General features: G+C 34.9%; 28 protein-coding genes. 23 read left to right on the top strand and 5 right to left on the bottom strand.

Annotated elements, in window-relative coordinates:
• Positions 1–256 precede the first annotated feature (256 nt).
• The 10 genes from MT489_RS11785 to MT489_RS11830 all read left to right on the top strand — a co-directional run bounded on the left by MT489_RS11785 (position 257) and on the right by MT489_RS11830 (position 9,150).
• A complete protein-coding gene (locus MT489_RS11785) occupies positions 257–1,324 on the top strand; it encodes an LLM class flavin-dependent oxidoreductase (RefSeq protein ID WP_244681756.1) in 1,068 nt (355 codons plus the stop codon).
• Positions 1,325–1,790: 466 nt separating this feature from the next.
• Entirely contained in the window at positions 1,791–2,828 is a 1,038-nt protein-coding gene (locus tag MT489_RS11790) for an alpha/beta fold hydrolase (RefSeq protein ID WP_244681757.1), read from the top strand.
• A 254-nt stretch (positions 2,829–3,082) separates the two neighbouring features.
• Complete coding sequence (locus MT489_RS11795; RefSeq protein ID WP_244681758.1) at positions 3,083–3,466, top strand: VOC family protein; 384 nt, start codon at positions 3,083–3,085, stop codon at positions 3,464–3,466.
• A 187-nt stretch (positions 3,467–3,653) separates the two neighbouring features.
• Positions 3,654–4,961, top strand: coding sequence for a glycoside hydrolase family 125 protein (locus tag MT489_RS11800; protein WP_244681759.1), 1,308 nt, complete (start codon positions 3,654–3,656; stop codon positions 4,959–4,961).
• A gap of 68 nt (positions 4,962–5,029) precedes the next feature.
• The gene (locus MT489_RS11805) at positions 5,030–5,851 is read left to right on the top strand and encodes a PP2C family serine/threonine-protein phosphatase (RefSeq protein ID WP_244681879.1); all 822 of its coding nucleotides are present in this window, start codon (positions 5,030–5,032) and stop codon (positions 5,849–5,851) included.
• 1 nt (position 5,852) lies between these two features.
• Positions 5,853–6,524 (top strand): alpha/beta family hydrolase, encoded by a 672-nt coding sequence (locus MT489_RS11810; protein ID WP_244681760.1) that lies wholly within the window; start codon positions 5,853–5,855, stop codon positions 6,522–6,524.
• A 19-nt stretch (positions 6,525–6,543) separates the two neighbouring features.
• Entirely contained in the window at positions 6,544–6,978 is a 435-nt protein-coding gene (locus tag MT489_RS11815; protein WP_244681761.1) for a hypothetical protein, read from the top strand.
• A gap of 106 nt (positions 6,979–7,084) precedes the next feature.
• Complete coding sequence (locus tag MT489_RS11820) at positions 7,085–7,507, top strand: VOC family protein (RefSeq protein ID WP_244681762.1); 423 nt, start codon at positions 7,085–7,087, stop codon at positions 7,505–7,507.
• 78 nt (positions 7,508–7,585) lie between these two features.
• The gene (locus MT489_RS11825; RefSeq protein ID WP_244681763.1) at positions 7,586–8,158 is read left to right on the top strand and encodes a DUF1697 domain-containing protein; all 573 of its coding nucleotides are present in this window, start codon (positions 7,586–7,588) and stop codon (positions 8,156–8,158) included.
• A 122-nt stretch (positions 8,159–8,280) separates the two neighbouring features.
• Positions 8,281–9,150, top strand: coding sequence for an alpha/beta fold hydrolase (locus MT489_RS11830; protein WP_244681764.1), 870 nt, complete (start codon positions 8,281–8,283; stop codon positions 9,148–9,150).
• A gap of 49 nt (positions 9,151–9,199) precedes the next feature.
• On the opposite strand, the gene MT489_RS11835 is transcribed toward MT489_RS11830, so the two are convergent.
• The 4 genes from MT489_RS11835 to MT489_RS11850 form a co-directional block, all read right to left on the bottom strand.
• On the bottom strand, positions 9,200–9,391 hold the full coding sequence (locus MT489_RS11835; protein WP_244681765.1) for a hypothetical protein: 192 nt from the start codon (positions 9,389–9,391) through the stop codon (positions 9,200–9,202).
• Positions 9,392–9,704: 313 nt separating this feature from the next.
• Positions 9,705–11,072: a hypothetical protein gene (locus tag MT489_RS11840; RefSeq protein WP_244681766.1), complete on the bottom strand. Its 1,368-nt coding sequence runs from the start codon at positions 11,070–11,072 to the stop codon at positions 9,705–9,707.
• Positions 11,047–11,403 carry a sigma-70 family RNA polymerase sigma factor gene (locus tag MT489_RS11845; protein ID WP_307415583.1) on the bottom strand — a complete coding sequence of 119 codons (357 nt, stop codon included), beginning with the start codon at positions 11,401–11,403 and terminating at the stop codon, positions 11,047–11,049. The genes MT489_RS11840 and MT489_RS11845 overlap by 26 nt, the downstream gene beginning before the upstream one ends.
• Before the next feature lie 6 nt (positions 11,404–11,409).
• Positions 11,410–11,592 carry a sigma factor gene (locus MT489_RS11850; RefSeq protein ID WP_244681768.1) on the bottom strand — a complete coding sequence of 61 codons (183 nt, stop codon included), beginning with the start codon at positions 11,590–11,592 and terminating at the stop codon, positions 11,410–11,412.
• A gap of 256 nt (positions 11,593–11,848) precedes the next feature.
• Here MT489_RS11850 and MT489_RS11855 point away from each other — a divergent pair, with 256 nt between their 5' ends.
• The 9 genes from MT489_RS11855 (at position 11,849) to MT489_RS11895 (ending at position 19,804) form a co-directional block, all read left to right on the top strand.
• Positions 11,849–12,481, top strand: coding sequence for a zinc dependent phospholipase C family protein (locus MT489_RS11855; RefSeq protein ID WP_244681880.1), 633 nt, complete (start codon positions 11,849–11,851; stop codon positions 12,479–12,481).
• A gap of 435 nt (positions 12,482–12,916) precedes the next feature.
• Complete coding sequence (locus MT489_RS11860; protein ID WP_244681881.1) at positions 12,917–13,690, top strand: Cof-type HAD-IIB family hydrolase; 774 nt, start codon at positions 12,917–12,919, stop codon at positions 13,688–13,690.
• Between the two features lie 158 nt (positions 13,691–13,848).
• On the top strand, positions 13,849–14,361 hold the full coding sequence (locus MT489_RS11865; RefSeq protein WP_244681769.1) for a GNAT family N-acetyltransferase: 513 nt from the start codon (positions 13,849–13,851) through the stop codon (positions 14,359–14,361).
• A gap of 220 nt (positions 14,362–14,581) precedes the next feature.
• On the top strand, positions 14,582–15,121 hold the full coding sequence (locus tag MT489_RS11870; protein WP_244681770.1) for a hypothetical protein: 540 nt from the start codon (positions 14,582–14,584) through the stop codon (positions 15,119–15,121).
• Between the two features lie 204 nt (positions 15,122–15,325).
• A complete protein-coding gene (locus MT489_RS11875; RefSeq protein ID WP_244681882.1) occupies positions 15,326–15,793 on the top strand; it encodes a cupin domain-containing protein in 468 nt (155 codons plus the stop codon).
• 291 nt (positions 15,794–16,084) lie between these two features.
• On the top strand, positions 16,085–16,783 hold the full coding sequence (locus MT489_RS11880; RefSeq protein ID WP_244681771.1) for a response regulator transcription factor: 699 nt from the start codon (positions 16,085–16,087) through the stop codon (positions 16,781–16,783).
• Positions 16,780–18,138 carry a sensor histidine kinase gene (locus MT489_RS11885; protein WP_244681772.1) on the top strand — a complete coding sequence of 453 codons (1,359 nt, stop codon included), beginning with the start codon at positions 16,780–16,782 and terminating at the stop codon, positions 18,136–18,138. Before MT489_RS11880 ends, MT489_RS11885 begins: the two co-directional genes overlap by 4 nt.
• Before the next feature lie 121 nt (positions 18,139–18,259).
• Positions 18,260–18,964 carry a PepSY domain-containing protein gene (locus MT489_RS11890; protein ID WP_244681773.1) on the top strand — a complete coding sequence of 235 codons (705 nt, stop codon included), beginning with the start codon at positions 18,260–18,262 and terminating at the stop codon, positions 18,962–18,964.
• A gap of 333 nt (positions 18,965–19,297) precedes the next feature.
• Positions 19,298–19,804, top strand: a complete 507-nt coding sequence (locus tag MT489_RS11895) for a PepSY domain-containing protein (RefSeq protein ID WP_244681774.1) — start codon at positions 19,298–19,300, stop codon at positions 19,802–19,804.
• 77 nt (positions 19,805–19,881) lie between these two features.
• Here MT489_RS11895 and MT489_RS11900 read toward each other — a convergent pair whose 3' ends face one another.
• A complete protein-coding gene (locus MT489_RS11900; RefSeq protein ID WP_244681775.1) occupies positions 19,882–20,874 on the bottom strand; it encodes an ABC transporter substrate-binding protein in 993 nt (330 codons plus the stop codon).
• 210 nt (positions 20,875–21,084) lie between these two features.
• Here MT489_RS11900 and MT489_RS11905 point away from each other — a divergent pair, with 210 nt between their 5' ends.
• Genes MT489_RS11905 through MT489_RS11920 form a run of 4 tightly spaced genes read left to right on the top strand, consistent with a single transcriptional unit; the run spans position 21,085 to position 24,782 of the window.
• Positions 21,085–22,089, top strand: coding sequence for a FecCD family ABC transporter permease (locus tag MT489_RS11905; RefSeq protein ID WP_244681776.1), 1,005 nt, complete (start codon positions 21,085–21,087; stop codon positions 22,087–22,089).
• Complete coding sequence (locus tag MT489_RS11910; RefSeq protein ID WP_244681777.1) at positions 22,086–23,141, top strand: FecCD family ABC transporter permease; 1,056 nt, start codon at positions 22,086–22,088, stop codon at positions 23,139–23,141. Before MT489_RS11905 ends, MT489_RS11910 begins: the two co-directional genes overlap by 4 nt.
• A gap of 23 nt (positions 23,142–23,164) precedes the next feature.
• Positions 23,165–23,983 carry an ABC transporter ATP-binding protein gene (locus tag MT489_RS11915; RefSeq protein WP_244681778.1) on the top strand — a complete coding sequence of 273 codons (819 nt, stop codon included), beginning with the start codon at positions 23,165–23,167 and terminating at the stop codon, positions 23,981–23,983.
• A complete protein-coding gene (locus tag MT489_RS11920; protein WP_244681779.1) occupies positions 23,976–24,782 on the top strand; it encodes a (2Fe-2S)-binding protein in 807 nt (268 codons plus the stop codon). Before MT489_RS11915 ends, MT489_RS11920 begins: the two co-directional genes overlap by 8 nt.
• Positions 24,783–24,994: the final 212 nt, after the last annotated feature.

A 24,994-nucleotide genomic window follows, 5' to 3' on the forward strand; every position in this document is an offset into this window, starting at 1 on the left:
GGACTTAATCGCTATTTATTTCATTTTCATATATTAATATCAACCACCATATTCAAATACTTGGAGTGGAATATGGATCACTTTACAAAAAAATGTGTTGAGATAAATTTATTTTCACTCATTTTCTTAGATAAGAAACTTGAAATAAGTAGCTAATCAAAAATAAATTGGTGCAACTATTCAGAAGGGAAGAAGATGGATTATCCTAATGCTCCTTCTGGTAATGTGAATATATTTAAATAGAAAGAGGTGGGTTATGGAATCTAAGAAGAATTTGAAACATTCGGGATTTGAAATAGGTCTCTACACGCTTGCGGATATCGTTCCTAGTCCTCTAACTGGTGAAACAATTAGTGCCAGTCAGCGAATAAAAGAGATTATTCAAGCAGCAAAGCTAGCTGATGAAGGAGGGCTGGATATATTCGGAGTTGGAGAGCATCATCGTTTAGACTATGCGGTGTCCTCCCCTCAAGTTGTTTTAGCAGCTATTGCCCAAGCAACAAAACGAATTAAATTGACGAGTGCCACTACCGTCTTAAGTACAGTTGATCCCGTTCGTTTATTTGAAGACTTTGCTACCTTAGATTTGATTTCGGATGGCCGTGCTGAAATCATAGCAGGTAGAGGAGCGTTTCTAGAATCCTTTCCGCTTTTTGGATTCGATATCAATGACTTCGATAATTTATTTAAAGAAAATATAGAGCTATTGTTAAAGATAAATGAGAATGAGCGAATTTCATGGTCTGGGCGCTTTCGCTCGCAATTAAAGAATGCTGAAATTGCTCCACGCCCTTTACAAAAAAAGTTGCCAATCTGGCTTGGTGTTGGACGTACCCCAAAAAGCGCAGATCGTGCCGGCAGATTAGGCGTAGGAATGGCGATGGTCATTCTCGACGGAGAGTCAATATGGTATAAGCCTTTGGTTGACCTTTACCGAAAAGCCGCTACGGAATCGGGGCATCAGGAACAACTAAACGTAAGCATAACAGGACAAGGGTATTTAGCAGACACGACTCAACAGGCTATGGAAGAATTTTATCCTTTTTACTTCAATTATTGGGCTTACCTAAACCGCCAGCGTGGAATGACTTTTAAGATGAAACTTGAAGACTTAGAAAAAATGACAAGTCCTGAGACAGCCTTGTTTGTTGGAAGTCCACAGCAAATCGTTGAAAAAATACTTTATCAATATGAGTTGTTTGGACATAGACGTTTTATGGTTCAGATGGACATAGGAGGAATTCCGTTTGAAAATGTAGCAAGGGCCATTGAGCTTTTAGCCACGGAAGTAGCTCCTGTTGTCCGAAAAAAGATCAGTACATGAATTGTACTTATTATTACCAGAAAGTACCATTTAGAATACCAATGCAGATAAACGTGTAGATACCAATAATAAAATTAACATGTAGACTAGACAGTTTTGCGAATAAATAAAAGAGGGGAAATCCCCTCTTTTTACATGTAAGTCTGTTACAATAAGCTTGCAAAGCTGTTATATGTTGTTCGATTATCATCTCAAACTGAGTTTGAATCATTATGAGTCATCGCTAATCTAGGAAAAATTATTTTTCCTAATTATATGTTAAATTTCCATTGTCTATTTCGATTCTAATTATAATGATTTCTATTAGACTCTGATTATGATTTTCCTTTACTATAAATTCATCCGGAGAAGAAGGAAAATGATACTCTTGCGTTGAAGAATGGATACAGTTTTTATTAAGTTAGTAATGCTTTTTCTTTGAGGATTAAATAGAGAGAAAAATAAAAAAGATATTAGGAGTAAGGATTTGAATAGAAAGAAGAAATTGATAGTAATTTGTATTTTTATTTTTTCATTAGTTCTAATTAGTTTCGTCTTACCTACATGGACACCAAACATTAAAGGAAAAAATAGTATTAGCACTTTGGAACAGGTAGAAATAAATGGGACAAAACTTGAAGTAATGATTAGAGGGAAAGACCGTTCTAACCCGATTATCATATTTGTTCATGGTGGTCCAGGTTGTTCGGAAATTCCTTATGTTAGGAAGTACCAAGATTTACTCGAAGAGAATTTTACAATTGTTCATTATGACCAACGAGGCAGTGGGAAATCATATCATTTCTTTGAGGATTATTCAGATTTATCCACTGATTTACATGTTGATGACCTTTTAGAACTGACCGAGCATATCAAAGAATTATTGGGACAAGAAAAAGTGATTTTAATTGGGCATTCATTTGGTACATATATAGGAATGAAAGCAGCGAGTAAAGCACCAGACAAATTTTCAATGTATATAGGAATTGGTCAGGTTTCAAATACGGTTCAAAGTGAATTAGACAGTTTAAATTATACAATCAATCAGGCAACGTTAGCTGGAAATCAGAAAGATGCAAACAAACTTGAAAATCTGAGAATCTCGATTGAAAATGGAGATGTATTAACACCTAGAAATTTAGTTCGAAAATATGGTGGAGCCGCAAGATTGATTAATGATAATATGGATTACTATTTAGGATTTCTCTTTAGTTCTGAGTATAATTTTCTTGATGTTGTTCGATATATAAAAGGCGTTTCTCTCTCTCAGAAGATATTAATACCTGAGGAACGAAAACTTGATATTACAAGTATAGTTGATAAACTGGAAATACCTTGTTTTATAGTTATGGGGAACTATGATTATATGACATCAGTTAATGCCGCAAGAACGTATTTTAATGAAATTGAAGCACCAGTTAAAGATTTTGTCATTTTTGATGAATCCGCTCATTACCCACAGTTTGAGCAAAAAGAGTTATTTGCTGATTGGTTAAATAAAACATGGGAAGAGTCTAACAATTAGAAGAGAAAAAAGTGGTCATTTGTAAATTGGGATCTTTAATAATCATAAAGTATAGATGTAGAGCTGACTTTGTAAGTAGAGAATCAGCTCTATTTTTTATTTGATTTTTATAAAATGTATACAATGTTTTTTCACATACGTTTTACAAAAAAATGATCTATAAAGGAAAATGAGCTAAACCGCCGAATATATAAGCAATTGAATGATTTCGAGATATGCCTAGAAATATGATTAATGTGGGAGGGATTTTGTATATGAAACCTATTATATATAAAAGAGTGGATACCATTTTCATTCATGTTAGTAACTTAAAAGAATCGGTAAGATGGTATTCAAAATTATTTGGAATAGAGTTTCAAGAATCTGATTACAGAGGACCTATATATACGATAGATATGGGACCAGGGAGACCTGGATTAACGTTAGACAATCATTGTTTTGACGAGGAATATAAATTCATGCCTTCAAACCAACCGCTATTTAATGTTAGTACAGACGACATTAATGCTGCTTATGAATTAGTACAGGAAATGGGAGCGGAAATTGTAAGTGAAATAGAAACATTCCCAGATCTTGCAGATTTTACGTTTAAAGACCCTGATGGGAATATCATAATGATTTGTTCTTGTTTTACTTGAGAGTATATTAAATATATTTTAATAAAAGAGAAAATTTTAACTGCATTTGTCAGCTTTTTCTAGTAAAATATTATAATATTATTTGAATAATAGAATTTTCCATCAAAGAAAAAGGAACTAAGACTAGCAAAATAAACTTTTCGGAACATAAAAAATGTGACATTGGGAATCGAAGGAGCTTACAAAAATGAAAAATGTACCAGCATCATTAGAAGCAATCATTAATCAAGTGAAACAGGCTTTTCCAGGTGAAGACAAACTGCATGAAATGTTTGCTAAGTGCTTCATAAATACATACTCAACTACTTTAAAACAAATGGATGATGGAACGACTTTTGTAATTACAGGTGATATTCCGGCAATGTGGTTGCGTGATTCTGCAGCTCAGGTTCGTCCTTATCTTTTGGCAGCGAATGAAGATGAAGAGATTAAGAATATGCTCGTAGGTGTCGTAAAGAGACAAATTAAATTTATTTTGCACGATCCGTATGCGAATGCGTTTAATAGCTCTCCAAGCGGTGAGAGATATCATGATGATCAAACAGAAATGACTCCATGGCTCTGGGAACGTAAGTATGAAGTTGATTCGATATGCTATCCTATTCAACTTGCCTATTTGCTTTGGAAAACAACAGATGAAACAACTCATTTGGGTAATGAATTTCAAGAAGCTGTTAAAACAATCGTAAAGGTATGGAGAACAGAACAAGATCATGAAAACAATTCACCATATCGTTTTGAGCGTGATACGAATTTACACACAGAAACTTTAAAGCGTGCTGGAAAAGGTGGAAAAGTTGTTCCGACAGGTATGACATGGAGTGGATTCCGTCCAAGTGATGATGCTTGCACGTACGGTTATCTTGTACCGGCCAATATGTTTGCTGCAGTCGTCATTGGATACGCTGCTGAGATTTGTGAAAAAGTATTAAACGATGCTCAGTTGGCACAGGAGTGTAAGGAGCTAGGGGAAGAAATACGCCAGGGGATTGAGCAATACGGTACGATTGAACATCCGTTTTATGGGAAAATATATGCCTATGAAGTGGATGGCATGGGAGGGTATCAATTAATGGATGATGCCAATGTACCAAGCTTGCTTTCTGCACCATATCTCGGTTACTGCGATTTTGACGATGCAGTCTATCAAAATACAAGAAACTTTATTTTAAGTAGAAACAATCCTTTCTATTACGAAGGAAAAGCTGCAAGAGGAATTGGAAGTCCCCATACACCAGATCATTATATATGGCATATTGCCCTTTCTATTCAAGGGATGACAAGTCTGAATGATAAGGAAAAAGAGAGAATCTTGCATACACTTTTACATACAGATGGTGGAACAGGCTTCATGCATGAAGGCTTTAATGCATCCAAGCCAGAAGAATTCACACGTGAGTGGTTTGCTTGGTCCAATTCAATGTTTAGTGAATTTGTATTAAGTTATATTGGTAAGACAGTTGAAGGAAGTCCTTTAAATACCAGAAATAAATAAATGCAGAAAAGGAAGAGGCATGGTGCTTTCTTCCTTTATTTTTATCAACTGCACGATAATTGGAGGGGATTTCTTTGAATGATAATAGATTTAAGTGGTCTGGAAGCGATATTCAGTATATCGATGAAATTAAAATAGATTCATGCCTTCATGTTCTAATAGGCAGATATGGTGGCAATTCAAGAGCAGGTGCCAATAAAAATGAAGACGGTGCTTTAGTATGGTCGGGTGATGATTGGGAGCTTTCCATGATTTTGGATGGCCATGATAGTTCGGAAAGTGTGGACCTAGTTATTCGTACCATCCAGAATGAATGGAAGAGCATTTCAGAGATATTGAGTAAATCTATTGAAAGTGTATTTCCTTTATTAGAAGGTCATTTACTTTCAGTCTTTCAATCTGCTGAATTTACTGCAGCATGTGAAAAAGTAAAAGGAGAAACCGCATGCCTCATATGTGTTAGAAAGGATAACTATCTTTGGTGGTTTTCGGTAGGAGACTGCTTAGTTTACCTTTTACATGACGAGTTGCATAAGTTAGGGCAATATAAGCTGAATCAACGCCAATTTTATGAATGGATTGGCTATGTAAATACTTTTTCACTACCCGTGCCTTGTTACTCTTCTGGCGTTAGGGAACTGAGACCGGGAAGAAACGTCATACTAATGCTTACAGATGGAATATTGGAATGCGGAAAAGAGTATTATCAAGATAGTACGAATATATATAACGAGTTTTCTAATGAGTTGAAAATAGAGAATAGTTTAAGGCGGATGTTGCAGCATGTTCATGATCATCTAGGGAGAGATAGCGGTACTATCATTTGTTGGGAGTACCAAAACTTATTTTCTGCCCAGTATCCAAGCGATCTACCAAATAGAGGTGAATAGAATGTATCAATTTAATGAAGGAAGCGTAGTTAGAAATGAGCAATCGACAATCAGCTACACATGGATATGTGGTAACGAAAAAAATAATAGTCTTTGTATTATGTTGCCTGGGCTTGGCTACACAACTCAGCGACCGCTTTTTCATTATGCGACAAGTGTATGTATGAATGAGAATGTTGATATTCTTCATATTAATTACAATTATTTAGACAATGAAGCCTTTAAAAAACTAGATCACCATGATCAGGATCAATGGATATATGAAGATGTGAAATCTGTGGTTACAGAAGTTCTTAATGATGCTAAGTATGAAATATATTTTATTTTAAGTAAATCGATTGGGACTATTCCAATGGCATATGAATGGAATGAGAAGGACTTTATTAGCGGACAAAATACATATGGAATTTGGCTGACACCTCTAATAAAAGATGAGATTGTGTATAATGCCCTTTTAAAAACAGAGATTCCTTCTCTTTATGTAATAGGAACGGATGACCCTCATTATGTTGAAGAGCTTATTGTATCCATTAATGAAAATATCAACGTTACAGGGCTCGTTATTCCTAATGCAAATCATGGATTAGAGGTAAAAGGAGATATTCATACGACGATTAACATTGTTCACGATGTGATGGAATCTATTGAGAAATTTATCAAAAAATACAAATGATAAATAATGGGGTGATGAATTGCATCCAATAACCGTTATTGAAATAATCGCATCAAGTATTTTCATTGGTTTATTATTTATTGTCGCTATTTTTTTGCCGAGAAGGTTAAGGAAGCCTGGAATATATATTGCTAGTTTATTGACTTTTCTACTTCTTATGTTCTTTGCGGCCCGCCCCTATATACATGACTATCAATTTGCAAAAAAGAAGGAGTATTTAAATCAATACCTCATTAATCAATACCCTAATCAAAATTGGGAAATAACGAGGCAAATAGGGAGGCAATATAATAGAAATTATTTACTTGTGAATTTTGATAATGAAAGAGATTGGACTTATGCTTACTTGGTGAAAAATAAAAAGAGAATTTGCCAAGGTGCATGGATGCCTCCTGAAGGGAAGTTTCCTGATGAGGGGAAGCATTACGAAGTGAAAGACTGTGAATATCATTAAAAAAACGAAATACGTGATGTTCGAAATTTGTTAACAGTTGTGAAGGACATTTTTTAAACTTTGTTAACTAAGCTTAGTAAAATAATTTTACTATGGGAGAAATAATATGAAACCAAGAATTTCAGTCATTACATTAGGTGTGGATGATTTAGAAAAATCATTGCAATTTTATCGGGATGGACTTGGACTGCCAACAGAAGGGATAGTAGGCAGAGAATTTGAGCATGGTGCTGTCGCATTTTTCGACTTACAATCGGGATTAAAACTCGCAATTTGGAATCGAAAAGATATAGCTTTTGATACAAATATGAGGCAAGCACCACCAAGCCCCACTGAATTCACTATCGGACATAATGTTTCTAGTAAAGAAGAGGCGGACTTGGTAATAAAACAGGTTGAGAAAGCTGGCGCAGTTATAACAGTCCCACCTCACGAAACATTTTGGGGTGGGTACTCTGCATACTTCCAAGATCCAGACGGTCATTTATGGGAAGTCGTTTGGAATCCAGATTGGGAGTTTACAGAATAAGATACCCGGCCTTTGGTTGTAGTGAAGACGCGGGAAATTTATATATGTAAATCTAAAATAATGTTAGGTGGAAATAGTATGACCATATATATCGCACTTCTTAGAGGGATTAATGTAGGGGGACATAATAAAATTAAAATGGCAGAATTAAGAAGTTCCCTTGAACAACTGAGGCTGCAAAACATTAAGACATATATTCAAAGTGGAAACATCCTTTTTGAATCGAGCGAACCTGAGGAGATTTTACAAAAGAAAATTCATAATAAAATTGAAGAGGATTTTGGGATATCCAGCAGTGTTATCATTAGGACAGCAGAAGAATTACAGCAAATTGTTAATCAATCTCCTTTTTCAGATCAAATGATCTCAGAAGCAAGTGCTTCATCTAAAGGAGAGTGTCTTCATGTTGCTTTATTGGAGGCAGTCCCTTCCGAGGTAAATAGTGACAAGTTATTACCTTATATAAATGAAAAAGAACTCTGTGTCATAAATGGTAGAGATGTCTATCTTTTATTCTACGACAGCATTCGAAATTCCAAACTCGCAAATAATCTAAAAAAGCTTGAGGTTCCAGCGACCGTCCGAAATTGGAAAACCATCACTAAGCTTTCAAGTATGGTCGAAGAATTCAACTATAAACAGAATAAGTAATAATTATATAGTCTCCACATTAACTTTTTAAAATAAGTTAACATATTCAATTTAACAATTCCCTTAGTATGTGAACGCGGGAGAGTTAAAGTGATTGGGAAAATTGAAATGAGGTAAATAAGGTGAACAATTTTAAAGATTCATATATTCATCTACTAGATAATCGTAAATTATCGTTTAAGAGTTACGGGGATAAAAATGAGAATAAAGTTATTTTCTTTCACGGATTTGGTTCTTCAGCAAGTGCCATTCATCCTGATACAACTTTATTAGATAGAAACAATATTCACTTAATTGCAGTGAATCGTCCAGGATATGGAGATACGACTTTAAATGGGATATATACAATGGAAGATATAGCAGATGACGTAAATGAATTACTTGAAAATAAGGGAATTCAGAAAGTTTCTGTTATTGGTTATTCGGCAGGTGGACTTTTTAGCCAAGTTTTCGCGGACAAGTACTCAGAAAAAGTCATTTCTCTTAACTTAGTTAGTAGTGCAATACCATTAAATAGTAAAGAGACTAAAAAGATCCTACCTTCAAATTGGAAGATGATTTCGTACATGAATCAATATATTCCGTTTATGTCAAAATCCTTCTTTCGAAAACTTAGTCGAGAACTAACTAATAATTTAGAAGCTACGGTACAAAAATCTATTAATCAAATGGTTGAAGCAGATAAAAGAATTGTAGATGATACAAATATAAAACTAGTTATAACAAAAGGTGCAATTGAGGCTTATCATAATAATGGTTACGCTGTATATTATGATGCTCTTGCATTGTGTAAAAAAATTACCCTAAATAAACTTTCATCCAATATTAAAGTGAATATTTGGCAAGGTGGGAAAGATAACGTATGGACACCTTCGACATCTAAGTATCTTAGGGAAAAGTATACGAATTCCACCATGTCATTTCTCGATGATGAAGGACACTTACTATATTTATCTCAATGGGAAGAAATCCTTAAGAAATCGTTATGCTAAAGTTTAAAAATTCTACTGGAAGAAAAATTTTCAAGAAACATTTTTTCTTTTATGCTCTTTTTTGCAGTTTCTTCTTTATTTTGTAATGTTTTGAGAGTGTTTTAATGATAAACAAACCTGCTATAAGGGTTAACAAGTTTAGTGAATCCCCTAAATTAATAGAAAAACTGATGTTGTTATTAACGTTTATATTGTTTTTGTTTTGAGTATTGCCTTGATAATCCTTTTCCTTGTTTTTCAAGACTATCCCTCCGATTTGATTAATACATTTTTTATGACTTGTCCTAATTCAATATCAATATATGTATGATTAAAATCTTGTATGCAGAACAAGTAATGGGTGAGTTGATGGTGTTCAGGTTGTAACAGATTCAGGAGAGAAGATTTTTGTTCCATTAATGTGAAAAAGTTTGTTTCTACAATAATCTAGAAGGCACTTTTGATGTAATAAACCGAGATAATGTAATAAAAAAATTCAAGCTAGTGAAAAGATTGCTTCTCATGCTTGAATTTTTGCTTTAGATAACCTAATTTATTTGTTAAGATGTATCATCTCAGAAATCTATCCCAATCTCCAAATCTTTAAATACTTTATAAGTAGCTTCATACATTAATAACTCCATGGATTCAGGTTTGTCTATCTTTGGATAAGTTACTTCAATAAATTTTCCATCTTTTTTATAGGATATTGCGTCAAGCATTATGTCGTTTTCACGATCTATAATTTTTGGGAAAATCGGTAATAGAGTATCCGTTTCATAGTATACAACAGTTTCTTCTGTATCGTTTTTAATTTCAGCAACTTTAATCCTAGAGTCTGTTTCTAGTATTGCTCCTTGACTGAATGGGGAAGTAATCTCATTCCACTTATATTCGTATTCACCAACTTTTTCGCCCTTATAGGTTGCGATATACGGTACAATCTTATACGAATAAGTACTAATTCCTCTTGGTATTTCTAGAAATTCATTTATTTTTCTATCATTAGTAATTGGATCATATGATGCACTAGTATCGTTGCTGTACTGTCTTAAAGGATCTGAAAGGTAAATATATCCATCCGGTCCTAATGCAACAACAGACATAAATAGATAACTATTAGCTGGCATTGCTTTTTTTAATGTAATTTCAGTTTTTGTGTTTAAGACTAACTTAGATGGAGTGAGGTACGCATTATTAACGGAAAAGTAATTTCCAGAATCATCCTCTCTCGATGTAATGTTTGATTTTGTTAAATACTCTTCTTCCTTTTGTAAGTTAAAAGTGAAGGACCAATTGCCTTCGACTTCATTTATCGAATGAATACGAATCTCCAGCTCGGGATTTGTTGGGAAACCATTAGAAGTCTCGAAATAAAAGATATCACCTTTTTCGCTTATTTCTTTAGTTTTCATCCCACCAAAGCCAGAATAACCATTGGAAATACCATCAACTAGGAGTTCAGTTTCAATTGTCGTGTTATCAAGTGCACTGGCAACCTCATCATTAAATTCTATTCGATATGACAATGCCATTTGATGGCTATCTAAAAATCCTTCTTTTAGAATAACTTTTATCTTCTGATCTTCTGATTCTAGTGATAAATTCTTAACCTTTCCTTCAATTGCCATTCTTTTTAACCCATCATCACCGACAGCGTAAAAAATACTATCAGTATATGAAAAGTGTCCAATACCTTGTTTGCTTGTAATTCCTTCTGCTAACTCAGATGATTTTGGATAGTTAGTGGCAAATAATATAGCTGCAATTACCAAAACGAAAGTAGAAGCAATGCTAACCATTACATGCTGCCTATTAAAGAGTGAATGTTTTTTTTGTTTTCTTGCATGGGATATTGCTGTATGGACGGTTTTATTAAGTTTATCAGTTGGTATAGCTACATTGTCTACCATACTCTTAATATCTCGTTGAAGCTTTTCCATATGTATCTCCTCCATTTTCAAGTTTTACCTTAACTAATTGAAGGGTGCGATGTAGCTGGGATTTTATTGTTCCTTCAGGTTTACTAAGTATTTCTGATATTTCTGAAATAGAATAGCCATAATAAAATCTCAATAATAATAAAGTTTTTTGCGGAGCTTTTAGTTGCTCGAATACAAGGTTTATGTCCATTGTTATAACCGAATTGTTTTCCTCATTTTGTCCTGGATCAAACCAGTCAGGTTCTAGAACAATTACGTCCTTTTCCTTCCTTATATGATCTATAGCAGTATTTATTAGAATGCGAGTCATCCACGTTGAGAAGTAATTAATATCCTTTCATCTTTCAAAAGATTGATAACCCTTTATGATTGCTTCTTGTACGATGTCTAATGCGTCTTGCTCATTTCTTACATATGAAAAGGCAACCTTATAAAGTTTTTCCTGTTCTTTTTTGATAAGTGTTTCGAAGGAAACCTCTTCAGAATCTGAACTCTTATGAAATGATTTGAATATAGACATTGGACCCCTCCTTTTCACTTGGCATTATTTTACTATGAATCTATGGGTATAGACATTATTGTTTAGTCCGGATCTAATCTAACGTGTCTATTTATTAGACAACATTTGAATTAGAAACGTTCCATTAATTTTTGGGTTGTATTGTCTTAATTGTTTTCGAAAGAAAGGTCTATCTTTTAAAAGGAGGAGATTACAACTTAGTTATTGAAATAAGGAAGTAGGGTTGTTGAAAAAACTACTAAAGGACGGGGGATTTATGGGTTCAAGAATAATGCATTCGATTATTGGTAAAAAAATCGCAGATGCTTTATCGATAGAAGATAAAACGTCATTTTTACTTGGAAGCATTGCTCCAGATGCTGTTTTTTCACACGAAGAAAAAAACTTGTCACATTTCTTTATAGGTGAAGTACAAGATTATACAAGAAGTGTTGATTATAAAGGATTTTTACATAAATATAGTTCACATGTAGGAAGTAAAGGTGATTATTTAATAGGGTATTGTACACATTTAATTGCTGATGATATATGGCTTAGAGGTTTTAATCTTTCTTGGTTAAAGAACAGAATGGATACTGATGAAGGATTATATAAGTTATACCATAATGATTTCCGATTACTAAATGGAAAATTATTAGAACACTATGGTATTACAGATGAATTGAGAAAAACATTTAGTCATTTTCCTGCAATTTTAGATTTGGAAGAGGTTAAGTCCAAAGATGTTGAAAAATATGTTCCTTTTGTATTAGACGACATGGATTACGACAAGAAGTTATTAAATGAAAAACTTAATGTTTTTACGTTCAATCAGATAGTTGGTTATATAGAGACATCAGTTGATGTGGGGTTATTGAAAATAAGCCAATACTTGATTAATAGATTTTAAAATATCATTAATAGATTTTGCATTTGAGGAAAAGAAATTACTTAAAGTATTCGCAGGTTATTTTAAGTCCAATCCAGCTTCAGGTAGAATAATGGAAAAATCGGTATGGAGCAGGAAGGCATACTGAAAGATCAGGTAGTAAAAGATGGAAAATATGAAGATTTAATTTATTTCGGAATAATAAATCCGTATGAAAGTGGGAAATAGGTAACAAAATAGCTGTGCTTATAATTTTACGTAGATTGTGTGTTCTTTTAATATAACTTGATTGCGAATTATTAACTTAAACTATAGGGTGCGATTGTCCAATAAGGGCAATCGCTTTTTCGTCTAGAGTAAGAAGATATGATAAGAAGGGATTTAATACCCCTAAGTAGAATTTATTTAGCGAAAAGGAAATCCGTTCCTCCAAATATTCACAAAAAGGGGATTTTTATGAAGTACAAAATTGTATTTTTCGATATTGATGGAACCATTACACATCATAAAGATGGCAGTATTTCAATTAAAACTAAAGATGCAATAAAATCTTTAAAAAGCAAAGGAATAAAAGTTGTGGCTGCAACTGGAAGACCATTGTCTATGTGCAAGGAAATCGAGGAAATGGGAATAGATACGTTTATTACAGCAAACGGAGCCTATGTTAAACATAAGCAAAGGGTAATACATAAAATAACTATGGATAAAAGAATTGTCCAAGAAGTGGTTGAATTTTCACAAGTAGAGAACCACGCTCTTTCATATTATAACGAACAATTTAGTATGAATGGAGTAATATACGAAGAAGTATTACTAGCATTGAAGGAAACTTTATCATTAGATATTTACCCTACAATAAATCCACACATTTGTAATGAAGATGTATATTTAATGTGCCTATTTGCGACTGATGATGCACTAGCAAAATACATTCATAAGTTTCCGCATCTTACATTTAAAAGATGGCACCCTTACGTATTAAATGTTTTACAAGAAGAGGTGTCTAAATCTTTAGCGATATCAAAGGTTTTAAGTTATTTTGGAATTGATAAATCTGAAGCTATTGCCTTTGGTGATGGTGAGAATGACATAGATATGTTGGAATTAGTAGGGCTTGGAATAGCTATGGGTAACGGGAATGAAAAATTAAAAAAAGTTGCAGATTTCATTACAAAAACATCTGGTGAAGATGGCATTGAATTCGCATTAAAAAAATATGAAATAATTTAATTAAGAAATTGCACTAGATAAATGAGTAAAGCTCAATAGTTCACTACCAATGTGAGCTCCCAACAAGGCAGGATAGTTAAACAACAAAATCATTGAATAGAGGATTTTTAGCTCTCGTAAAAATGAGTAAATATTAATTAGTGAGGGATGTAGAAAATATGGATGCTAATAACCATATCATTCAGTTAAAGCCTTGGGAGGATAAAGATCTTGATTTGCTTCTTCGCATAAACTCTCCAGAAATGACGCAGCATCTTGGAGGATCAGAGAGTAAGGAACAGATTTTGAAACGACATAAACGATATCTTGAGCTTGGTAATAAAGGACGAATGTTTAGCATTATATTGTTGTCAAAAATGGAACCAATTGGTTCTGTAGGTTATTGGCAAACTACTTGGAATAATGAAAGTGTATATGAAACGGGATGGAGCGTTTTACCCTCGTTTCAAGGGAAAGGAATAGCTACAAAAGCAGTAAAGTTAGCAGTTGAAGAAGCATCTTTGGAGAAGAAATATAAATACATTCACGCTTTCCCCTCGATTGATAATCCCGCTTCTAATGCAATTTGTCGGAAGCTTAATTTTCAGTTTATATCTGAATGCGAATTTGAATATCCTCTAGGGAGCTTTATGCGGTGCAATAATTGGCGTTATAACATAATTGGACAATAGCTGTTTTTAAGTTTTAAAAACAATTTGTAAAGAAAGGTACTTACGCTAACAGGCGCTTTATTTTTGATAGCTAATGGACTGTTTAGGCAGTTCTTTGTTTATGAAGAGAAACTTTTAATCTAGAAACGAAGATATTATATTAGTGGACTAGAACTTACAGGCTGCTTTTGATAAATAATCATGTAATAAATATATGTATAAAGGGAGAATACTTCAACGGATGGCTAGTCATGAAGTTAAACTACTTGAAAAGAAAATGGAAGAAATCCTCATTACTTTTGAACAAAATGATAAATATAGTGAAGCACTCCATGCCTACAATATGATTGAAATGAAAATTAATCAGTTATTAGCTTCTCTGTCAGGTGAGGAACTTAACAATGCTTATGAAGTATTAGCGCAATGCCTCTTTAGACAGGGGAATATGTATCGTTCAATGGGACAAGTCGGTGAAGCGTTAAGATACAGTGAAATGGAAGCCGAGGCTGCTCGACGATCTGGAAATAATGCTACTATTGCACAAAGTATATTTTCTGAAGGTGTCACTCTAATTTCTAACAAGCAACTTTCCAAAGGGTTGATTTTTCTTGAGAAAGCAAAAGAGCTTTTTGATAAGGAAGACAACTATGACTGCATTCAAGGAAGAGGCTGGTACTGGATTATTAAAGCAGATCTTGGGAATAAACGAATCTCCGAAACCACATCTGAAGAAATCATCGAATTTGCGAACAAAGCTCTCGAAATTTTTGAAACCAATTGAGAATTGGCGAGGAGTATTCAGAGCATACATGGCTAGATCTATTGCTTATCGAAGTATAGGAGAAAATAACTTGGCAGATAGTGATTTAAAAAAGGCAAAAGAATACGAGTGAAAAAAGGTGGTCACCCCCAACTTAAAAACATAATTGGGTTTTGATAATCATATAATTATGTGTTAAAAGATTGGAGGTCGAACTTTTTGGAGATGCCATTTGTTCGTCAGTCGTCCAAGGATAACACATTTTTGTTTTTAGGTAATAAGGCTTCTATCTTAGTCAGTGGAGAGGATACGAAAGGTAGATACTCTACTATTTTGATGGAAGAACGAAGAGGATTTGAACCACCACCCCATATTCATATGAAGGAAGACGAAACTTTTTACGTGCTTGAAGGGGAAGTTATCTACAACATAGCCGATTCAGTTATTCAAGCTTCGCCAGGAACATATGTATATGCTCCTAGAGGAATTTCCCATACCTTCAAGTTGAACACAGAGACAGCAAAAGTACTAGTATCTGTTTATCCCTCTGGATTTGAACATTTTGTTAAGGAACTTAGTGTACCTGTTCCTCAAGAATTACCTCCTGTTCCAATAGGTCCTCCTAGCCCACAAGAAATTCAAAATTTGATTTCAATAGCTTTGAAATATGGGATAGAAATAACGACTGTTTAAATTTATAAATCTGCGATAGCATTCCTTCAGTAAAGGGATGCTTTTTACTCACTTTTTTAGGGGAAAACCTTGCCTAATTTAGTGTAGATATCGATGGTTTGGTGTTAAAGATCCTAAAAAACAAATGAATTTTACAAAAAGAGGCAACCTAAAGTAAGGTGTCTCTTTTTGAGTCCTTTAACGTGAATAGTTACTTTTCTAAATAAAAAACATTTGCTGCGTATACTTAGGTTACCCATACAAAAAGAGGAATTAATCGTATATGTATAAGAGTTAAAAGAGGGATAAAAAATGGATAAAACGAATATTTTAATTGTCGAAGATGAAGAGAAAATTGCACGATTATTGGAATTAGAGTTGTCGTATGAAGGTTACCAAATTGGGAAAGCATTAGACGGTCTTGAAGGCTTAACAATGTTTCGTGAACAATCTTGGGACTTAGTTTTATTGGACGTTATGCTACCTGGTCTTAGTGGGATAGAGGTTCTTCGTCGGATTCGTTCTGGCGATGAGGATACTCCAGTTATTTTACTTACGGCAAAGGACTCTGTAGAGGATAAGGTCTCGGGCTTAGATTTAGGTGCGAATGATTATATAACCAAACCGTTTCAAATTGAGGAAGTGTTGGCACGAATTCGGGCAACATTAAGATTAAGTCGAAAACAAGAAGAAGTGGATCAGAATCAACACTTGCTGCAGTTTGCTGATTTAAAAATGAACGAAGTAACACGAGAAGTCAAAAGGGGAGAAGATTTCATTGAACTAACTCCTCGTGAATTTAACTTACTAGCTTATTTGATGAAGAATTCTCGCCAAGTCCTTAGTAGGGAGCAACTGCTAAACGGGGTTTGGGGATACGATTATTATGGAGATACAAATATTGTTGATGTGTACATCCGCTATTTACGTAACAAAATTGATAAGCCATATGATCAGCCCATCATTCATACCGTTCGCGGCGTAGGGTATGTAATAAAGGATTCGCGATGAAACTTAGAAGTAAAATTAACTTATATACAAGCGTAATGTTTATTTGTCTACTGATTGTGATAAATGGTGCAATTTACTTATCATTTAGCAGCATGATGGAAAGAAGCGAATTGGTTCGTGCAGAGGCGGAAGCAGCAAAAACTAGCAAAGGAATCAATGAAGCGGAAGCATCGATAACACCTAATACCTTGTTGCGTGCGTATGTACCGATTAATGGGATGCTGCAAATTGTAACGCCAGATGGCAAAGTAATTGCTGCCGTCACTGCGCCTGACCAACAGGATCTTCGTGATCAACCTATTACTTATAACGGGCGGGATATACAAAAAATTATTGAATATAAAGGAATTACGTATGCCTTTGTTTCAATCCCGGTTATTTGGACGGCAGGACAAGTTGCAGAATTACAAATGACGAAAAATTTAGAGCCAACAGAAAATATATTAAAAACACTGAAGCTAGTATTAATTCTTGTTACATTAGTGGCGACAGTTCCTGTTCTCTTATCCATTAGGCTGCTAAGCAATTTTATTATTCAGCCGATTACATCCCTGATCAATACGATGCGGGAAATTCAAAAAAGCGGTCAATTCAAGCGAATTCCTTTACCAAAGGAATCTAAGAACGAGCTTTTTCAATTAGGAGACACCTTCAATGACATGATGGATTTATTAGAGACAAATTATGAAAAGCAAGAACAGTTTGTCTCGAATGCTTCCCATGAGTTAAAAACACCGTTGACGGTGATTAAAGCTTACGCAGAACTTTTAAAACGAAGGGGGAATACTGAACCAAAGCTGTTTGACGAATCCGTTGAAGCGATTCATTCAGAAGCGATACGAATGATTGAAATGACACAAGAATTGCTCATGCTTGCAAGGCATGATGAGAAGTGGAAGGTAGAAATAGAGACCATTTCCTTATCTGAACTTATAGAAGCATCTGTAATATCGTTCCGTGAAGGATTTAAACGTGAAATCAACCTTATTAGGGAACAGCAAGTTACTGTAAAAACGGACCCAAATAAATTAAAACAATTATTTTATATACTGATGGAAAATGCCCATAAATACAGTTCAGAATCAATAAAAGTTATTGTAAGGACTGATCAAAGAAATGCTGTTATTGAAATCATTGACCGCGGAATAGGCATCCCAGGTTCTGAGTTGGAAAAAGTATTTGACCGTTTTTTTCGCGTAGATGAAGCAAGAACAAGAAAGTCTGGCGGATTTGGACTAGGTCTGCCACTTGCCAAAGATATTGCGAACGCAATAGGTGCTGAAATTCGATTAGATAGTGTTGAGGGACAAGGCACTACTGCAAAAATTTTGCTTAAATTAGTTAATTCTCATTAAATTCTCAGAGTAACCCTATATAATTTTATCGTACCTATTTTAATATTATTGTTATCTTTCCACATAAGATTGAGTGATTTTTTATAAAAAACTTTGTTTAACGATTATTGGGGGGAGAAGAATGAGAATAAATAAAGGGAAGATATTTATTATAACGGTAGCCGGTGTGCTTGTTCTATTCGTAGTGATCTGGCAATTGACGAAAATCGTTACATCAGCTAGCCCTCTATCAGCGGATGAAGCAAGTAAGCTTGTAAAGGAACGCTATAACGGAAACGTTGTTCAAATAAATAAGCTAGAAAATAAATACAAAGTTACATTCGAATTAGAGACAGGAACATATGTAGTAGAAGTAAATCGAAAAACTGGAGATGTCGATAGCTTGACAAGAACAAGTCAAAATAATTTGCCTGAGAATACGATGAAAACAGAGGCGGAAATAAGAGGGCTTGTTAAGCAACAGCAAAATGGTGATATAACGAATATAGAAAAGAAAGTAGAAGATGACGGAACATATTACTACGCTTCTATCCAACAAGGAAGCGAGGAAACAACCTATAAAATTGATGCTTTCAATGGGAAAATAATGGAGTCTACTACACAAAAAGGGAAGCAGCCTACTACGACAAATAAAATACTAACGAAGGAGAAGGCTGCTCAAATAGCTCTAAAAAATGTTAGTGGCAAAGTAGATGACATTGAATTTGAACAATCGAATGGTGTAACGTATTTCCTTGTAGAAGTTGATAGAGAAAATGATAAAGATGCAACTGTGCAAATAAATGCCATTTCAGGAGAAATTATGTCTATTACTTGGGACGATTAATTTACCTTACTATTTGGCTAAAAGCCCGCTATTCTTTGTGTATCATGAAAAAAGGATGGTGGGCATTTCTGTACATGAGGGATTTTGTAACATACCATCTAATAATTAGTTCCCCTTTGAAAATGACCCTTTGAATAGTTATTTTTAAAAAAGTCACATTAATACTCTTGAAATTTCATGTGTTTTTTTACGATTGGCCAGTTTTGCGACTTTTTAAGTGAACAGGTTAACATAACTCATAGTTTTCTCATTAATTTCTCAGTTTTTTATACTGTATATCCTCATTTTAGCGGATTATGATATAAGTATCTTCTAATACGGGAGGAAATTCAGATGAAAATATTCCTAACAAGCATTGTTGGATTAATAATAATTGGAAAAGCAATTGGGATGGGTTCCATCTCTGATAGTCATTTCATTTCTAATAAAGGCAGCATGATGTCAATGACAGAGGCAAGCAAAATTGCCGAAAAAGAAGTAAATGGAACAGTCAAGAATATAGTAATGGATAAAGATAATGGTCATTTAATATATCATATAGATGTAATCGACAATGAAAACTCAAGCAACATAGATATTCAGGTAGATGCAAAAACGGGCTCAGTTTTAAAGATTAAGGAAGACCTAAGTAATGTAGCTGAGCAATATCGTCAAGAAATCGGTCAAAATGCCAAGATATCTAAAATGGAAGCAATAGCGATTGCCAGAAATATTACACCAGGAATAGCGACCAAAGTAGATATTAATACAAAGTATGATTATTATGTGGTTGAACTATCAAATCAAAACGAAAACCATAAAATTAAAGTAGATGCTAATAGTGGAACAATAATTAACTAATAGTTGAAGGACGATTAATGCTAACTAGATAACAGAAAAGATTGCTACTTATAATGTAGCAATCTCCTATACTTTACTTATTTTTTTAAAAAGATTTTTTCAACATCTTCAAGCATTAAGTTTGCGGCGAGAACACCGCCTGCAGTATTCCATATTGCATCACTTACCTCATAAGTATGTCCGTTTTTCACCGCATTTAAGTTTTTCCAAAGAGGGTCATTTGTCCATTCTTTGGCTGTGTTGATGGCAGTTTGATCATCATTTGGTGTATAGGTGAAGTAAAAAATATTATCAGCATCCATTTTTGGAATTAACTCTTTACCAACTTCAATTGCAAGATTACCTAGCTTATTTTCTGGTGTGAACAGCTCTGCCTGCTGCTCAGTGCGTTTGAATCCTAACTGGTCAAAAATAATCCCTGAAAAGGAATCAGTGTAATAGATTCTAGTTGTTCCGGCCATGAATCGAACAACTGAAACGGTTTGATTTTCACTATCACCAAGTTTTGTTTTTAAGTCTGCGACATGTTGATCAAACGCATTTAAAACTTCGTTTCCTTCTTCTTCTTTGTTCAAAGCTTTTGCATATAGTTTAAAGTTTTCCTTCCAGTCACCCCTTAGAGTTTCGGAGAAAACGGTTGGAGCAATAGCTTTTAATTGGTCATAGATTTTTTCTTGACGAAGTTTATTTCCAATGATCAAGTCTGGTTTTAGTGCAGCAATTGCTTCTACATTTACTTCACTTTCTGTACCGACGACTTTGGTGTCTTTCATCTTCTCGGAAATATGATCATACCACGGATCGCCTAACCAAGATTGGACCGCACCAACGGGTGTAACGTTCAAAGCTAATAGTGCTTCGGTTCCTTCATTTGTTAAGATGACAACTCTCTTTGGAGTACGTTTAATCGGGGTAGAGCCCATTGCATGTTCAACGGTGTAGCTTTTTTCCTCAGCTGTATTTGTAGTTTTCTCCTTATCCTGTGTTTTCTCGTTAGCTCCTCCACAAGCTGCCAATAAGAATATGGTAAAGATGGATAAAAGAGAAAGGATGACTTTAATTGATTTCATTTATGTATCCTCCTAATCTAATTGTGAATGATAATCATTTTCAATTACGAATTTATCATAATTGGATTATTGGATGATGTCAACGATTTTTGTAAATAAAACCTGTTTTAATTGAAAATGATTATCAAAGTCATTGACAATCATTCTCAATTAAAGATATAACTAAAGTAGTAAGTTTTTAATAACAATAAGGTTTGAAAGGTTTTTTATATGCTGTTAAAAAGTACAACCACTAAATGGGCTGGTCTAATTGTTGCAATGGTGATTATGTTACTAGTTATGTGTGCAAGTGTTATTTATGGATATACGGAAACGAATTGGCGAACTGCCATTGAAGCATTTAGGAATTATAATGGCTCAAACGAACATATAATTATTCAAACTGTAAGACTTCCAAGAACGTTTATTGCAGCAGCGGTGGGGGCAAGTTTGGCTATTGCTGGAGCTTTGATGCAGACATTAACAAAAAATCCTTTGGCGTCACCAGGATTATTTGGGATTAATGCCGGAGGTGGATTTGCGGTAGTCGTTGCCATCTCTGTATTCTCAGTTAATAATTTGCAGGCATTCAATGTACTAGCCTTTCTAGGTGCAGCCATTGCAGCTATAATTGTTTATGCTATTGGTTCATTGGGAAGGCAAGGATTAACACCGATGAAGCTAACATTAGCTGGTGCAGCTATGTCAGCTTTGTTTGCGTCCTTTACTCAAGGATTATTAGTAATAAACGAAGCACTCCTTGATCAGGTTTTATTTTGGCTAGCAGGTTCTGTCCAAGGGAGAAAATTGGAAACCTTGATGTCGGTTTTACCTTATATGGGAATTGGTTGGATTGGCTCGATTTTGATAGCCAAAAAAATGAATATTCTATCCATGGGTGATGATGTTGCGAAAGGGCTAGGATTAAATACTGGACTAATAAAAATGACCGTAGGAGTGCTGGTTATCTTGTTAGCAGGCGGCTCTGTTGCTGCTGCAGGTCCAATTGGATTTGTTGGAATAGTAGTGCCACATATAGCAAGATCAATCATCGGTACCGACCATCGCTGGGTTATTCCATTATCGGGAGTTTTAGGTGCGGTCCTTTTGATATGTGCAGATATTAGTGCAAGATATATATTAATGCCTCAAGAGATCCCTGTCGGTGTAATGACGGCGATTATTGGAACCCCATTCTTTATTTACATTGCAAGAAAGGGGTTTAATGGCAAATGAGAAAATATAAAAACATTCGCTTTATTAAGGGAAGAATATCGTTTTTGCTTGATCGAAAAGCAGCGATGATATTTGCTATCCTCCTAGTTGTTACGTTCCTAATCTTTGTTATAAGTACTGGATCAGGAGATATGAAAATAAATCCACTTACCGTGGTCAAAGTTTTATTTGGTGGCGGCTCTGAAATGGAACAGCTCGTCATTACCTCCTTTCGTTTACCAAGAATAATTGTTGCTTTAGCTGTAGGTATGTCATTGGCAGTAGCGGGAGGGATACTACAAGGAATGATTCGAAACCCGCTTGCTTCTCCTGATATCCTTGGAATTACCGGTGGAGCTAGTGTAGCAGTTGTCACGTTTTTAGCTATTTTTAGTGATAAAAATCATTCTTTAACTGTTAGTATCGCTTGGCTTCCTTTAGCGGCATTTTTAGGGGCAGGCATTGTTGCTTTTTTAGTATATTTTCTTTCTTGGAAGAATGGTGTATCCCCTATCCGCCTAGTGTTAATTGGGATTGGAATTTCCGCGTTAATGCAAGCATTGACAACTTTAATGATGGTTATGGGGCCGATTTACCAAGCAAGTCAGGCGAATATATGGATCACTGGAACAGTTTACGGTTCGAATTGGAAAAATGTAGTCATACTGGTGCCTTGGACAATTGTATTTCTTACTATTGCTTTAGTTGCAGCAAGGACTGTCAATATCCAAGAACTTGGTGATGAGGTGGCAACTGGTTTAGGTGGAAAAGTACAGAAACAACGCTTTTTCCTATTGATGATTAGTACCGTCTTAATCGGTAGTTCGGTCGCCTTTGCCGGAGGGATTGGATTTGTCGGTTTGATGGCGCCTCATATGGCGAGACGATTAGTAGGCTCTTCGTTTGGTGCCTTGCTTCCGGTGGCGGCATTGCTAGGAGGAATACTAGTGATGGTGGCTGATTTGATTGGAAGAACATTGTTTTCTCCATTAGAAATCCCCGCTGGTGTTTTTACAGCAGGAATTGGCGCCCCATATTTTATCTATTTACTTTTTAAAACAAGAAATTCGTAAAATGAAAAGGAGTTGGCATGAGAATGAATGCGATAGAAACGAAGAATTTATCCCTTTCCTATGGTGAGACACTCATTATTAATGAACTGGATTTGAAGATCCCGAAAGGTGAAATTACTGTTTTTATCGGCGGGAATGGGTGTGGCAAATCAACTCTTCTTCGTTCAATTGCCCGACTCTTAAAGCCTAAGTCCGGAAGTGTTTTGCTGGAAGGTGAAGCAATTGCCAAGCTTTCAACAAGGAAAGTCGCTCGAAAAATGGCGATTTTACCACAGTCGCCAGTAGCTCCTGAAGCACTAACTGTCCTTCAGCTTGTTAAACAAGGACGTTATCCACATCAAACTTGGTTGAAGCAGTGGTCCAAGGAAGATGAGAAAAAGGTAAACGATGCTCTAAAGGCGACTCGTTTAGAGGATTTAAAAGAAAGAACAGTTGATTCTCTTTCTGGCGGGCAGAGACAGCGCGCCTGGATTGCGATGACCCTCGCACAGGATACTGATATTATCCTCTTGGATGAGCCAACCACATATTTAGATATGACCCATCAAATAGAAATTCTTGATTTGCTTTTTGAATTAAACGAAAAGCAAAAAAGAACAGTTGTTATGGTCCTGCATGATTTAAACCTTGCGTGCCGTTATGCTCATAACGTGGTTGCCATCAAGGATCAAAAGGTATATGCACAAGGGAAACCGGAATATGTTATCAATTGTAACCTAGTAAAGGCAGTATTTGACATGAACTGCGAAGTTACAATTGATCCTATATTTGGTACTCCACTTTGTATTCCATATGGTAAAGGAAGATGTATTCTTGATAAGGCGGTAGTAATGAATGGCTAGTGTGTTACAAGATAATGAACTCCTTCTATTAAAAAAATATAGGTATGATGTGAAACAAGGGAATTCATTCTGTATAGAAAAATTATTGGATGAATCGTTTCTTCAAGACTTTATGAAAAATCTAACCTTGGCAATTGGAGCCCCAACTAAAAAAGCAGCAGCCTCCATCTTCATCAAAAGGTATGCATTCTTAGCGGTTATCTCTCTATATGCTATGACGGTTTGGAATAAGAAAATTAATATTTCTCTAGATAATGTAAATATGGAAGCACCTGAACGTGGTCAGAATTGGCTTCCTAAGTTTTCTCTAAAGAACATAACTGTTCAAGAATGGGATACAAGTGAGCCCCGTATTCAGTGGCGCAATCTTGTTTCAAAGGAGCTTTTTTCCAACAATATTTATCCCATTATTTCGCAACTCGGAAAAAATGCAGGTATTTCTAACTTTATTCTATGGGAAAACATTTCTGTATACTTATTTTGGCTTTATGAAATTGAATTAAAAGATTATAAGAGCGAGAATGTTATAGATGATTTCCACTATTTAATTGTTGAAGCAAGTGGACAATTATTTGGCGATTATAAAGAAAATCCATTGCAGAAATTCTATGTAGAGAAAACGTATCTTGAAGATCAGGATGAAGAGTTGAGAATCAGAAAAACATGCTGTTTTTCCTACCAAACGGCAGAAGGCACACGGTGTAAAACATGCCCGTGTACTCGTATAGCTAAAAATGGAAGGTGTTATGATAAAGCGAGCGAGTGCAAAGTAGCTAAAAGCTATATTGAAAAAGTATAGGAAGTTTTAGTTGAGATAAAAACAAATTTTTATTACCAAAAGAGGGAGAACTTTTTTCCTTCTTTTTTGTTTTTGAGTAATTTCCATCTTTTTTAGAGATAAAATAGAAGAATCTAATGGGTTCTTCAAAAAGGTGCTACAACTATTTATGTTTAGTTTCGCCATTAGTGGACTATAATTTGAGTCACATTTATTAAATATTCTCACAATCA

Origin of the sequence: Lederbergia wuyishanensis (assembly GCF_022900255.1) — a bacterium.
In the GTDB taxonomy this organism is placed as follows: Bacteria; Bacillota; Bacilli; order Bacillales; family Bacillaceae_C; genus Lederbergia; species Lederbergia wuyishanensis.

What these genes read in the sequence shown, in the direction of transcription:
- MT489_RS11795 (WP_244681758.1), top strand. Translation starts at nt 3,083, where the DNA reads ATGAAACCTATTATATATAAAAGAGTGGATACCATTTTCATTCATGTT.
- MT489_RS11820 (WP_244681762.1), top strand. Translation starts at nt 7,085, where the DNA reads ATGAAACCAAGAATTTCAGTCATTACATTAGGTGTGGATGATTTAGAA.
- MT489_RS11855 (WP_244681880.1), top strand. Translation starts at nt 11,849, where the DNA reads ATGGGTTCAAGAATAATGCATTCGATTATTGGTAAAAAAATCGCAGAT.
- MT489_RS11890 (WP_244681773.1), top strand. Translation starts at nt 18,260, where the DNA reads ATGAGAATAAATAAAGGGAAGATATTTATTATAACGGTAGCCGGTGTG.
- MT489_RS11875 (WP_244681882.1), top strand. Translation starts at nt 15,326, where the DNA reads ATGCCATTTGTTCGTCAGTCGTCCAAGGATAACACATTTTTGTTTTTA.
- MT489_RS11870 (WP_244681770.1), top strand. Translation starts at nt 14,582, where the DNA reads ATGGCTAGTCATGAAGTTAAACTACTTGAAAAGAAAATGGAAGAAATC.
- MT489_RS11900 (WP_244681775.1), bottom strand. Translation starts at nt 20,874, where the DNA reads ATGAAATCAATTAAAGTCATCCTTTCTCTTTTATCCATCTTTACCATA.
- MT489_RS11920 (WP_244681779.1), top strand. Translation starts at nt 23,976, where the DNA reads ATGGCTAGTGTGTTACAAGATAATGAACTCCTTCTATTAAAAAAATAT.
- MT489_RS11905 (WP_244681776.1), top strand. Translation starts at nt 21,085, where the DNA reads ATGCTGTTAAAAAGTACAACCACTAAATGGGCTGGTCTAATTGTTGCA.
- MT489_RS11785 (WP_244681756.1), top strand. Translation starts at nt 257, where the DNA reads ATGGAATCTAAGAAGAATTTGAAACATTCGGGATTTGAAATAGGTCTC.
- MT489_RS11915 (WP_244681778.1), top strand. Translation starts at nt 23,165, where the DNA reads ATGAATGCGATAGAAACGAAGAATTTATCCCTTTCCTATGGTGAGACA.
- MT489_RS11810 (WP_244681760.1), top strand. Translation starts at nt 5,853, where the DNA reads ATGTATCAATTTAATGAAGGAAGCGTAGTTAGAAATGAGCAATCGACA.
- MT489_RS11850 (WP_244681768.1), bottom strand. Translation starts at nt 11,592, where the DNA reads ATGTCTATATTCAAATCATTTCATAAGAGTTCAGATTCTGAAGAGGTT.
- MT489_RS11885 (WP_244681772.1), top strand. Translation starts at nt 16,780, where the DNA reads ATGAAACTTAGAAGTAAAATTAACTTATATACAAGCGTAATGTTTATT.
- MT489_RS11895 (WP_244681774.1), top strand. Translation starts at nt 19,298, where the DNA reads ATGAAAATATTCCTAACAAGCATTGTTGGATTAATAATAATTGGAAAA.
- MT489_RS11825 (WP_244681763.1), top strand. Translation starts at nt 7,586, where the DNA reads ATGACCATATATATCGCACTTCTTAGAGGGATTAATGTAGGGGGACAT.
- MT489_RS11865 (WP_244681769.1), top strand. Translation starts at nt 13,849, where the DNA reads ATGGATGCTAATAACCATATCATTCAGTTAAAGCCTTGGGAGGATAAA.
- MT489_RS11910 (WP_244681777.1), top strand. Translation starts at nt 22,086, where the DNA reads ATGAGAAAATATAAAAACATTCGCTTTATTAAGGGAAGAATATCGTTT.
- MT489_RS11880 (WP_244681771.1), top strand. Translation starts at nt 16,085, where the DNA reads ATGGATAAAACGAATATTTTAATTGTCGAAGATGAAGAGAAAATTGCA.
- MT489_RS11840 (WP_244681766.1), bottom strand. Translation starts at nt 11,072, where the DNA reads ATGGAAAAGCTTCAACGAGATATTAAGAGTATGGTAGACAATGTAGCT.
- MT489_RS11860 (WP_244681881.1), top strand. Translation starts at nt 12,917, where the DNA reads ATGAAGTACAAAATTGTATTTTTCGATATTGATGGAACCATTACACAT.
- MT489_RS11800 (WP_244681759.1), top strand. Translation starts at nt 3,654, where the DNA reads ATGAAAAATGTACCAGCATCATTAGAAGCAATCATTAATCAAGTGAAA.